Source organism: Frankia sp. R82 (genome assembly GCF_023716925.1).
Taxonomy (GTDB): Bacteria; Actinomycetota; Actinomycetes; order Frankiales; family Frankiaceae; genus Frankia.
Genome location: NZ_JAMQQG010000350.1, coordinates 1 through 10561 on the forward strand (window position 1 = coordinate 1; position 10561 = coordinate 10561).

10 protein-coding genes and 2 pseudogenes are annotated in these 10561 nt (G+C 72.4%); 11 read left to right on the forward strand and 1 reads right to left on the reverse strand.

Annotated features, from left to right (window positions below):
- From ND747_RS28230 to nusB, 7 genes and pseudogenes are all read left to right on the forward strand, one after another.
- A pseudogene (locus ND747_RS28230) lies at nt 1-380 on the forward strand (shikimate dehydrogenase); the annotation flags it as partial.
- Nucleotides 381-416: 36 nt separating this feature from the next.
- Nucleotides 417-1064 carry a prepilin peptidase gene (locus ND747_RS28235; RefSeq protein WP_251737300.1) on the forward strand — a complete coding sequence of 216 codons (648 nt, stop codon included), beginning with the start codon at nt 417-419 and terminating at the stop codon, nt 1062-1064.
- 64 nt (nt 1065-1128) lie between these two features.
- Nucleotides 1129-2325, forward strand: a complete 1197-nt coding sequence (aroC, locus tag ND747_RS28240; RefSeq protein ID WP_251737301.1) for a chorismate synthase — start codon at nt 1129-1131, stop codon at nt 2323-2325.
- Between the two features lie 136 nt (nt 2326-2461).
- On the forward strand, nt 2462-3034 hold the full coding sequence (locus ND747_RS28245; RefSeq protein WP_251737302.1) for a shikimate kinase: 573 nt from the start codon (nt 2462-2464) through the stop codon (nt 3032-3034).
- A gap of 2 nt (nt 3035-3036) precedes the next feature.
- Nucleotides 3037-4128: a 3-dehydroquinate synthase gene (gene aroB / locus ND747_RS28250; RefSeq protein WP_251737307.1), complete on the forward strand. Its 1092-nt coding sequence runs from the start codon at nt 3037-3039 to the stop codon at nt 4126-4128.
- Nucleotides 4129-4402: 274 nt separating this feature from the next.
- Entirely contained in the window at nt 4403-4966 is a 564-nt protein-coding gene (efp, locus tag ND747_RS28255) for an elongation factor P (RefSeq protein ID WP_251737303.1), read from the forward strand.
- A 53-nt stretch (nt 4967-5019) separates the two neighbouring features.
- Nucleotides 5020-5454 carry a transcription antitermination factor NusB gene (gene nusB, locus ND747_RS28260; protein WP_251737304.1) on the forward strand — a complete coding sequence of 145 codons (435 nt, stop codon included), beginning with the start codon at nt 5020-5022 and terminating at the stop codon, nt 5452-5454.
- A gap of 524 nt (nt 5455-5978) precedes the next feature.
- Here nusB and ND747_RS28265 read toward each other — a convergent pair.
- A complete protein-coding gene (locus ND747_RS28265; RefSeq protein WP_009742788.1) occupies nt 5979-6476 on the reverse strand; it encodes a transcriptional regulator in 498 nt (165 codons plus the stop codon).
- Nucleotides 6477-6893: 417 nt separating this feature from the next.
- Here ND747_RS28265 and pyrR point away from each other — a divergent pair, with 417 nt between their 5' ends.
- From pyrR to ND747_RS28285, 4 genes and pseudogenes are all read left to right on the forward strand, one after another.
- The gene (gene pyrR / locus ND747_RS28270; RefSeq protein WP_308204717.1) at nt 6894-7517 is read left to right on the forward strand and encodes a bifunctional pyr operon transcriptional regulator/uracil phosphoribosyltransferase PyrR; all 624 of its coding nucleotides are present in this window, start codon (nt 6894-6896) and stop codon (nt 7515-7517) included.
- A gap of 52 nt (nt 7518-7569) precedes the next feature.
- Nucleotides 7570-8493, forward strand: coding sequence for an aspartate carbamoyltransferase catalytic subunit (locus ND747_RS28275; protein ID WP_251737305.1), 924 nt, complete (start codon nt 7570-7572; stop codon nt 8491-8493).
- Nucleotides 8490-9824 carry a dihydroorotase gene (locus ND747_RS28280; RefSeq protein WP_251737306.1) on the forward strand — a complete coding sequence of 445 codons (1335 nt, stop codon included), beginning with the start codon at nt 8490-8492 and terminating at the stop codon, nt 9822-9824. Before ND747_RS28275 ends, ND747_RS28280 begins: the two co-directional genes overlap by 4 nt.
- Nucleotides 9821-10561: pseudogene (locus ND747_RS28285) on the forward strand (hypothetical protein); the annotation flags it as partial. The gene ND747_RS28280 and the pseudogene ND747_RS28285, both read left to right, overlap by 4 nt.

Genomic DNA, 10561 nt, shown 5'->3' on the forward strand with positions numbered 1-10561 from the left:
AGATGGGCGGGCGCCTGGGCATCGCCGTCACCGGGCTGCCCTGGGAACTGCTGGCCACCGGCCTGCCGGTCGGGCCCGACCTGGTCGTGGCCACCACTCCCGCCGGTGCCACCGACCCGCTGGCGCGCCGCCGCTGGCCGGCCACCTGCCCGCTGGTCGAACTGCTCTACCACCCCTGGCCGACGGAGCTGGCGGCCACCGCCTACCGGGCCGGCGCCCGCGTCGCCGGCGGCCTGGAGATCCTCGCCGGACAGGCCGTCGGGCAGGTGGAGCACTTCACCGGCCAGGTCGTCCCCGCCGGCGTCCTGTTCACCGCCGGCCAGGCGGCTCTTGACCGCCGCGCCGCGGCGCCGCCGTCGTCCGGCGACCACACCGGCTGACCCGCCGGGCAGCGGGCAGCGGGCGGGGAGGTCGGCGTGTGGGAGATCGGATGGAGCGTCGCGATCACGCTGGTGGCGCTCGCCGTCGCCATCGGCTGCGGGCCGCGGGTGGTCGCCGCGTTCCCGGCGCCGGCACCCGAACAACCCCGCCGGGACGCCCCCGGTGCCCGGCCGCTCGCGGCGGCGACGGCGGTGACGGTCGCTGCCGTGGTCACGGCGTTGCACCGGCATCCGTCCTGGGTGCCCGCCTATGCCTGGCTGGCGGTGCTCGGTGTGTGGCTGGCCGTGATCGACCTGCGGGTGCACCGACTGCCCGATCCGCTGGTGCTGCCGTCCTATCCGGTGGTCGCCCTGCTGCTCGGGCTCGCCGCCCTGGTGGACGACACGCCCGGGCGACTGCTGCGGGCCGGTGTGGCGGGGCTGGTGTGCTGGACGGTGTTCCTGGTGCTGCACCGGCTGCCCGGCGATGGTTTCGGCCGTGGCGACGTGAAGCTCGCCGGGCTGCTGGGGCTCGCACTGGGCTGGCTGGGCTGGCCGAGCGTGCTGCTCGGCATGGTCGCCGGGGTCGCCCTGGGGGGAGTCGTCGTGCTCGGGTTGCTCGTCACCCGCCGGGTGCACCGGCGCGACCGGCTGGCCTACGGCCCGTTCCTGCTCGGCGGTGCGCTGCTCGCCGTCCTCACCTGAGGGGCCAGGCGAGCTTGGTCATGCGGGGCGTGTCCAGGCCGTCCGACGTGCAAGACTGGTTGTCATGGTGCGTTGGTTGACGGCGGGGGAATCCCACGGTCCGGCCCTGGTGGCCACGGTCGAGGGGCTACCGGCGGGGATTCGGCTGACCAGTGCGGACATCGGGGCGGAACTGGCCCGTCGGCGGCTCGGGCATGGCCGGGGTGCCCGGATGAGCTTCGAGCGTGACGCGATCGAGCTGCTCGGGGGGCTGCGGCACGGGGTCTCCCTCGGCGGTCCGATCAGCCTGGTGGTGCGCAACACCGAGTGGCCGAAGTGGGAACAGGTGATGGCGCCCGACCCGGTCGACCCGGCCACCCTCGCGGGCCTGGGCCGTAACGCGCCGCTGACCCGGCCCCGGCCCGGCCATGCCGATCTCGCCGGCATGCAGAAGTACGGCTTCGACGACGCCCGTCCCGTCCTGGAGCGGGCCAGCGCCCGGGAGACCGCGGCGCGGGTCGCGCTCGGCACCGCGGCCAAGGCGCTGCTGCGCCAGGCGTACGGCATCGAGGTGCTCTCCCACGTCGTGGCGATCGGCGCCGTCGAGGTGCCCCCGGGCACGCCCGCGCCGACCTCCCTCGAGGCGGTGGACGCGGACCCGGTGCGCTGCGCCGACAGCGCGACGAGCGCGCGGATGGTCGCCGAGATCGACGCCGCCCACGCCGACTCCGACACGCTCGGCGGCATCGTCGAGGTACTCGCCTACGGCTGCCCACCGGGGCTGGGCAGCTACGTCCACGGCGACCGTCGCCTCGACGCGCGCCTGGCCGCCGAGCTGATGGGCATCCAGGCGATCAAGGGGGTCGAGTTCGGGGACGGTTTCACCACCGCCCGTCGGCGCGGCTCCGTCGCCCACGACGAGATCGAGCCGATCAGCGGCACCGGTCGGCACGCGGTGCCGCAGGTCCGCCGGATCACTGACCGGGCCGGCGGGATCGAGGGTGGGATGACCACCGGGGAGCCGCTGCGGGTCCGGATCGCGATGAAGCCGATCTCCTCGCTGACCCGGCCGCTGTCCACCATCGACGTGGCGACCGGCGAGCCCGCCGTCGCGATCAACCAGCGCTCGGACGTGTGCGCGGTGCCCGCCGCGGGGGTGGTCGCCGAGGCGATGGTCGCCCTCGTGCTGGCCGGCGCCGCGCTGGAGAAGTTCGGCGGAGACTCGGTCGAGGAGAGCCGACGTAACTGCGAGGCCTACCTGAAGGCGCTGCCCGTCCACTGACGGCAGCCCGTGCCAGCGCGGCACCGGTGGGCGACCAGCACGTAATCAGCGGCCGGCCGGCCCACGACGAGAGCGGCCGGTACCGATGACACTTTGCAGACGGCCGGACGAGACCGGCGGACGAGGAAACACGATCATGGTTGGGGACACGGTGGCGACGACGCCACCGTCACAGGAGCCGCGGGTGGTCCTGGTCGGGCCGCCGGGGGCGGGCAAGACCACGGTGGGCACCCGGCTCGCGAGGCGTTGGAACGTCACGTTGCGCGACACCGACGCGGATGTGGAAGCCGCCGAGGGGCGCAGTGTCTCGGACATCTTCGTCGACTCCGGCGAACAGTACTTCCGCGCCGCAGAGCATCGGGCGGTCGCCGCGGCGCTCGCCGAACACACCGGGGTGGTCGCCCTCGGCGGGGGTGCGGTCCTCGACCCGGCCACCCGCGGGCTGCTGGCCGGCCACCGGGTCGCCTACCTGCGGGTGGGCCTGTCGGACGCGGTACGCCGGGTGGGTCTGGCCCGGGACCGCCCGCTGCTGGTCGAAGGCCCACGCACCCGCCTCGCGGCCCTGCTGCGCGAGCGGGAGCCGTTCTACACGCAGGTTGCGGCGGTCGTCGTCGACACCGCCGGCCGGGAGCCTGACGAGGTCGCCGACCTGGTCGTCGCGGCCCTGGCGGACGCGGACGCCGTCGGAAGTGGGCAGGTGCAGTCGTGAGCATGCCGGTGAGGGTGGCCGACGTGGCCGATGTCGTACGGATTCCGGTGCGACCGCAGGGGGATCGGCCCTACGACGTGGTTCTCGGTGACGGGGTGCTCGGCGGTCTGGCCGAGACCGTCGCCGGGCGCACCCGGGCGGTTCTGATCCATCCGGTCGCCCTGCGGGCCGTCGCCGCCCGCGTCGTCGAGGATCTGCGGGTGCAGGCCGGGCTGGAGGTGCACACCATCGAGGTGCCCGACGGCGAACAGGCCAAGCGGTTGCCGGTCGCCGGCGAGTGCTGGGACGTGCTCGGCCGGGCCGGGCTGACCCGCGACGACGTGGTCATCGGGCTCGGTGGCGGCACCGTGACGGACCTGGCCGGATTCGTCGCGGCCAGCTGGCTGCGTGGCGTCGACGTGGTGCAGGTCCCGACCACCGTGCTCGGCATGGTCGACGCGGCGGTGGGCGGCAAGACCGGCATCGACGTGGCCGCCGGGAAGAACCTGGTCGGTGCGTTCCACCAGCCGCTGACGGTGCTGTGCGACCTCGCGACTCTCGCCTCGCTGCCCGCCGTCGAGGTGCGCGCCGGGCTCGCCGAGGTGGTCAAGACCGGCTTCATCGCCGACGGCGCCATCCTCGACCTGCTCGAGGACGATCCGAGCGGCCTCGCCCACCTGCCCGAGCTGATCGAACGCTCCATCCGGGTGAAGGCGGACGTCGTCTCCGGGGACCCGCGCGAGGCCGGGCGGCGCGAGGTGCTCAACTACGGTCACACCCTCGGCCATGCGATCGAGAAGGTGGAGCACTTCAGCTGGCGCCACGGCGAGGCGATCTCGGTGGGCATGGTGTTCGCGGCGGAGCTGTCCCGGCTCGCGGTCGGCCTCGACGAGGCCACCGCCGCCCGCCACCACACCCTGCTCACCCGCATCGGCCTGCCCGTCACCTACGACGGCACGCGCTGGCCGGCGCTGCTCGACGCGATGCGGATCGACAAGAAGTCCCGCGGTCGACGGCTGCGTTTCATCGGGCTGGCCGCCCGTGGCGAGACGATCGTCGTGGACGATCCGGATCCCGCCCTGCTCGCTGCGGCGTACCGCAGCGTCGCTCGGTAGACTTACCCGCGGACCGGCAGATCGCCGCCGCGTGAAGGGTCCGGCGCAGGGGTCCGGCGCAGGGGTCCGCTCCAGGGGGTCCGGCCTGTGTTCGCGGCCGGCGCGGCCCGTGGGGCCGGGCGGGGCGGGTGTGCCTGGCACCGGGCGGCCTTCGTGACAGCCCGGACTCAGCCGTGCCAGGGCTTTGAGGGTTTACGGGGTCTCGTGGTGACGAGGCGTCCGCACAACGACGATCCGCCGTCGGAGTACGGCAACCGAACGGAGAAGGCGCGCAGTGGCGACCACCAACGACCTGAAGAACGGCATGACGCTCGACCTCGACGGAGTGCTCTGGAACGTCGTGGGCTTCCAGCACGTCAAGCCGGGTAAGGGCGGTGCGTTCGTCCGCACGACCCTGAAGAACGTGCTCACCGGCAAGGTCGTCGACCGTACGTTCAACGCCGGCCTCAAGGTCGACGTCGCGACGGTCGACCGTCGCGAGATGACCTACCTGTACCGCGACGGGGCCGACTTCGTCTTCATGGACAGCGAGTCCTACGACCAGATCCCCATCCCGCCGGACGTCGTCGGCTCCGTCGCCGACTACATGCTGGAGAACACCGTCGCCACCGTCGCGCTGCACGAGGGCGCGCCGCTCTACGTGGAACTGCCGGCGAGCGTCGAGCTGACCATCGCGCAGACCGACCCCGGCGTGCAGGGCGACCGATCCACCGGCGGAACGAAGCCCGCCACCCTCGAGACCGGCGCGACCATCAACGTCCCGCTGTTCATCACCACCGGTGAAAAGGTCAAGGTCGACACCCGCGACGGCCGCTATCTGGGCCGGGTGACGAGCTGAGCGCCCGTTCGAAGGCCCGCCGCCGCGCGCTCGACATCCTGTTCGAGGCCGATGTGCGCGGTGCCCACGTGCCCGAGATCCTCGCCGCCCGCAAGGTGCGCGCCGACCCACCGGTCTCCGAGTACACCGAGGGTCTGGTCGCCGGGGTCGTCGAGCACTGGCGCGAGATCAACGACCGGATCGCCCGGCACGCCGAGGGCTGGACGGTCGAGCGGATGCCTCCCGTGGACCGCAACATCCTGCGCATCGCCGTGCTGGAGCTGGGCTGGCGTCCCGACGTCCCCGAGCGGGTCGTGATCGACGAGGCCGTCGAGCTGGCGAAGTCCCTGTCCACCGAGCGCTCCCCGACCTTCGTGAACGGTTTGCTGGGCAGCCTGCTCGACGCGGGCGACGCCGCCGTGCGCCCCGCCGTCACGACCCCGGTGTCGGCACCCGGGTCGGTGTCGGCACCCTCCTCGGCGGCATCGGTGCCTGACTCGGCACCGTGACCTGCGCTTTCAGCTAGTCAGCGGGTCCGGGCAGCTCGTACCGGCCCGTCCGGGTGATCCCTTTGTCTGCGGCTGGCGCCTTGATGTCCGTCCTGTTCCCGATGGAACAGGACGGGGGAGGTGGCTACGGCCAGCCACGAGGTGGGCGCGGGCGAGGGGGTACCGACCCGGTACGCCGTCGGGGTGACGGCGTACCGGGGTATCCCCGGCCGAGACGTACCGGGATATCCCCGGCAGGGCTGGTGGTGCGGATGTACCCGGTCCGGTGGCGAATCTGGTCGATCAGTCGCCGGTGGGGCCGTTGTCCCGTCGGTTGAAGCTGGTCGTGCCACGGACGAAACCGCAGGTCGCGGTACCGACGGGAGAGTGCTGCGGTGCTGTGGTGCCGAAACTGCTGGAAGAGCCGCGACGCAACCGCGATCGTTGCGAATCTGGGCAGCCGCGCCGGCGGTGCGCACCGGGATGGAACCGGACGGAGCGGGTCGAGCGGTGGGACGCGGGCGGTCAGCGCCGCCCGGCAGGCCTCAGACGTCGGAGGCGGTCGCGTCCGCACCCTGTTCCGGGGACAGGACGCCCCAGGAGACGAGCTGCTCGGTGAGCTTGCTCGGGGAGGTGTCGTAGATCACCGCGAGGGAACGCAGGTCCTCGTAGCGGATGGAGAGCACCCGACCGTTGTAGTCGCCGCGCTGGCTCTGGATGGTCGCCGCGTAGCGGGCGAGCGGGCCGCCCTGCTCCTTGGGGACCTGGGAAAGACGCTCGAGGTCAAGCACGATCCGCGGGGACTGCTCCAGCGGAGCGACGGTGGAACCCTCGGGCAGCAGCTCTCCGACGGGAACGCCGTAGAACTCCGCGAGCTCCGAGAGACGCTGTACGGTGACGGCGCGGTCCCCACGTTCGTAGGAACCGACGACGACGGCTTTCCACCGACCGTGCGACTTCTCCTCGACGCCATGAAGCGAGAGCCCCTGCTGGGTGCGTATTGCGCGCAGCCGAGCACCGAGCGCCTTCGCATAGTCGGACATCGGAGTGCCCACTCCTGTCGTGGTTGATCATTGGTACCGGGGCTAGTGCCTCCGGCGGTTACCGATAGTAGTGCCCACCGGGTTGAGGCTCGACACCCGGGGGGTCGTGTCGCTTCTTTCTTTGTACCACTTTCTGTAGCCCTCCGGTTGCGCCCTCTACCTGCCTGGCGGGAACTTCCGCGCATCGTCGTATCGGCGAGTGCACGAGACACCACGGTAACTGGCAGTCACAGATTCGCGATGATAGTTGGCGTTGCAACGATGCGCGAGGGGTACCTGCGAGCGGCTGGCCGGGTACCCCGAACGCGTGCGGCCTCGTCTGGCCGCAGTGCCTCACGCGCCCGGAGTGCCCTGGTAACGTCGCTGGGACCGCTCCTTTAAGGACCGTCCCGTGAGGCGGGGAAGGAGGGATGCCGCGTGGCCGCAGCCGCCACGGGTGACCCCGTGTCGCGCCGTCCAGGCACTGCCAGGACAGTACTGTCCGCCGACGACATCACTCGAATCGTCAGCCGGATGGCGCATCAGATTCTCGAGAAGACCACCGGTGGTGCCGGCGTGGTGCTTCTCGGTATACCCACCCGCGGGGTACCCCTCGCGCACCGGCTGGTACGCCGCGTACACGCCGTCGAAGGTGTGGATCTTCCGGTCGGCTCGCTGGACCCCACCATGTACCGCGACGATCTTCGTTTGCGCGGAGTTCGGCCACTCGAGGTGACCGAGATTCCGGAGGGCGGCGTCGACGGCAAGGTGGTCATCCTGGTCGACGACGTTCTGTTCTCCGGGCGCACCGTGCGCGCCGCGCTCGACGCCCTGGCCGCCTACGGGCGTCCGCGGGCGGTGCAGCTGGCCGTTCTCGTCGACCGCGGGCACCGGGAGCTGCCGATCCGGGCCGACTACGTCGGGAAGAACATGCCGACGTCGCGCCGGGAACTGGTGGCGGTGCGGCTGCGGGAGGTCGACGACGTCGACGGCGTGCTGATTCTGCCGCCCGCAGCCGCCCCGACCAGCGCCGACGAGCAGACGGGACGGGACCACGCATGACGCGGTGGCCAGGTGGGACGGGTCCGGGCGGGACAGCGGTCGGAGGCGGGGCGTGAACAGACACCTGCTGTCCACCGAGGACCTCGGTCGGGACGACGCGCTGCTGATCCTCGACACCGCCGAGCGGATGGCCCGGGTCGCCGAGGCGTCCGTGCGCAAGCTGCCCACCCTGCGCGGGCGGACCGTCGTCAACCTGTTCTTCGAGGATTCCACCCGTACCCGCACGTCCTTCGAGGTCGCCGCCAAGAGACTGTCGGCCGATGTGATCAATTTTTCGGCGCGCGGGTCAAGCGTGTCGAAGGGCGAAAGCCTGAAGGACACCGCGCAGACCCTGGAGGCGATGGGCGCCGACGCCGTCGTCTGCCGGCACGGGGCCAGTGGTGCGCCGCACCGGCTGGCGTCCTGGGTGCGGGGCAGCGTGGTCAACGCCGGCGACGGCACCCACGAGCATCCGACCCAGGCACTGCTGGACGCGTTCACGATGCGCCGCCGGCTCGGCCGGATCGAGGGGCTGCGGGTCACCATCGTCGGTGACGTGCTGCATTCCCGGGTGGCGCGGTCCAACGTCTGGCTGTTGGCCACGCTCGGTGCCAGTGTGACGGTGGTGGCTCCGCCGACGCTGTTGCCGCTGGGTGTCTCCTCGTGGCCGGTCGAGGTGTCGTACAACCTCGATGCCGTTCTGCCCAAGAGTGATGTGGTGATGATGTTGCGGGTGCAGCGGGAACGGATGTCCGCGGCCTTCTTCCCGACCGAACGTGAGTACAGCCGTCGTTACGGCCTGGACGTCGACCGGGCCGCGAACCTGCCGGAGCATGCTCTGGTCATGCATCCGGGGCCGATGGTGCGGGGGATGGAGATCGCGTCACAGGTCGCCGACTCCGCCCGCTCGACGGTGGTCGAGCAGGTCGCGAACGGGGTGAGTGTGCGGATGGCCGTGTTGTATCTGCTGCTGGGTGGTTCCGGGGAGGTCTCATGAGCACGTCGGGGGACGCGTGGGTGCTGCGGCGGGTGCGTCCGCTCGGCGGCGAGCCGGTCGACGTGCTGCTGGCCGACGGGGTGATCGCGGCCTGGCGGCCGCCCGGCTCGACCGGGCCCGACACCGAGGGCCTGCCGCCGGGCACCGCGATCCTGGACACCGACGGGCTGATCCTGCTGCCCGGTCTGGTCGATCTGCACACCCATCTGCGCGAACCGGGCCGCGAGGACGCCGAGACGGTCGAGTCCGGTACTCGGGCGGCGGCGCTCGGCGGCTTCACCACGGTGTTCGCGATGGCCAACACCAACCCGGTGGCCGACACCGCCGGTGTGGTCGAACAGGTCTACCGGCTCGGGGTCGACGCCGGTCACTGCGACGTGCGCCCGGTCGGCGCGGTCACCGTCGGCCTGGACGGGCAGCGCCTGGCCGAACTCGGTGCGATGGCCGGATCCGCCGCGGGCGTGCGGGTGTTCTCCGACGACGGACACTGCGTGTCCGACGCGCAGCTCATGCGCCGGGCGCTGGAGTACGTCAAGGCCTTCGACGGTGTCGTCGCCCAGCACGCCGAGGAGCCACGGCTGACCGAGGGCGCCCAGATGAACGAGGGTGTGGTGGCCGCACGCCTGGGCCTGCCGGGGTGGCCGGCGGTCGCCGAGGAGGCGATCATCGCCCGGGACGCGCTGCTCGCCGGGCACGTCGACTCCCGGCTGCACATCTGCCACGTCTCCACCGCCGGCTCGGTGGAGATCATCCGCTGGGCGAAGGCGAAGGGCTGGCGGGTCACTGCCGAGGTCACCCCGCACCACCTGCTGCTCACCGACGATCTGGCGAGCAGCTACGACCCGGTCTTCAAGGTCAACCCGCCGCTGCGCACCGCGGCCGACGTGGCGGCGCTGCGCGCGGGCCTGGCCGACGGCACCATCGACTGCGTGGCCACCGACCACGCCCCGCACGCCGCCCAGGACAAGGAGACCGAGTGGGCCGCGGCCCGGCCCGGCATGCTCGGTCTGCAGACGGCCCTGTCGGTGGTGATCGAGACGATGGTCGTCGGCGGACGGCTGGACTGGGCCGGCGTCGCCGACCGGATGGCGCTGGCCCCGGCCCGCATCGGCGGCCTGCCCGGACCCGCCCCCGACGCGAACGCAGCGGTGGCGGTGGGCGCGCCCGCGACGCTGACGCTGCTCGACCCGACGCCGTGGCAGGTTGTCGACCCGAACGCCCTGGCCAGCCGTAGCCGCAACACCCCGTATGCGGGCCGGTCCCTGCCGGGTGCCGTGCGCGCGACGTTTCTGCGTGGGCGGCCCACCGTGCTGGACGGGAAGATCGTATGAGCGGATCGTTGCCGACCACCGGGTCGTTCGTGCTGGCGGCGGGCTCCGCCCAGGCTCGGCTGGGCCTGCGGGTGCTGCTGGTCGTCGGCCTGTTGCTGGTGCTCGTGGCCGTGATCGGCACCCTGGCCCGGGTCTGGCGCAACCGCGCCGAGCGGGACGAGGAGAACCTGCCCGATCTGCCCGAGCCGCCGGCCGAACCCGGTACGGTACTTGCCGCCCCGCTGCGGGGGACGTACCTGGGCACGGTCGATGCCGGCCACTGGCTGGAGTGGGTCTCCGCCCGCGGGCTCGGTGGCGGTATCGGCGGGTATCTGAGCGTCTACGAGACGGGTGTTCGGGTCGACCGCGGCAACGAGACGTTCTGGATCCCGCGCGAGGCGGTGCGTGGCGCGCGGCTGGAGCGGGCCCACGCCGGCAAGGTCGCGGCGCCGGGCCGGCTCATCGTCGTGGCCTGGTCGTATGACGGGCACGAGCTGGAGACGGGCTTTCGCGGGGAGGACCGGGCCCGCCAGCCCAAGGTCGTGCGGGCCGTGCACGAACTGATCGGCCCACCGCCGCCGCATCTGGCCGCCGGTGACGTCACCTCACCGCACGCGCTACCCCGGGTCCGGCCCCGGCTGCGTCCGCGTTCGATGGTGCCCGGCCCCGCGGCCGGGACGGCGCGGGTCGGTTCGGGCCAGCCCACCGAGGAGATGCCGGCCATCCGCGCCGGACTGCGCCGTCGCCGCGGCCCGGCC

Excerpts from the sequence above, each read along its gene's own strand:
- aroC (WP_251737301.1), top strand. The coding sequence starts at position 1,129 with ATGGTGCGTTGGTTGACGGCGGGGGAATCCCACGGTCCGGCCCTGGTG.
- ND747_RS28245 (WP_251737302.1), top strand. The coding sequence starts at position 2,462 with ATGGTTGGGGACACGGTGGCGACGACGCCACCGTCACAGGAGCCGCGG.
- aroB (WP_251737307.1), top strand. The coding sequence starts at position 3,037 with ATGCCGGTGAGGGTGGCCGACGTGGCCGATGTCGTACGGATTCCGGTG.
- ND747_RS28265 (WP_009742788.1), bottom strand. The coding sequence starts at position 6,476 with ATGTCCGACTATGCGAAGGCGCTCGGTGCTCGGCTGCGCGCAATACGC.
- ND747_RS28280 (WP_251737306.1), top strand. The coding sequence starts at position 8,490 with ATGAGCACGTCGGGGGACGCGTGGGTGCTGCGGCGGGTGCGTCCGCTC.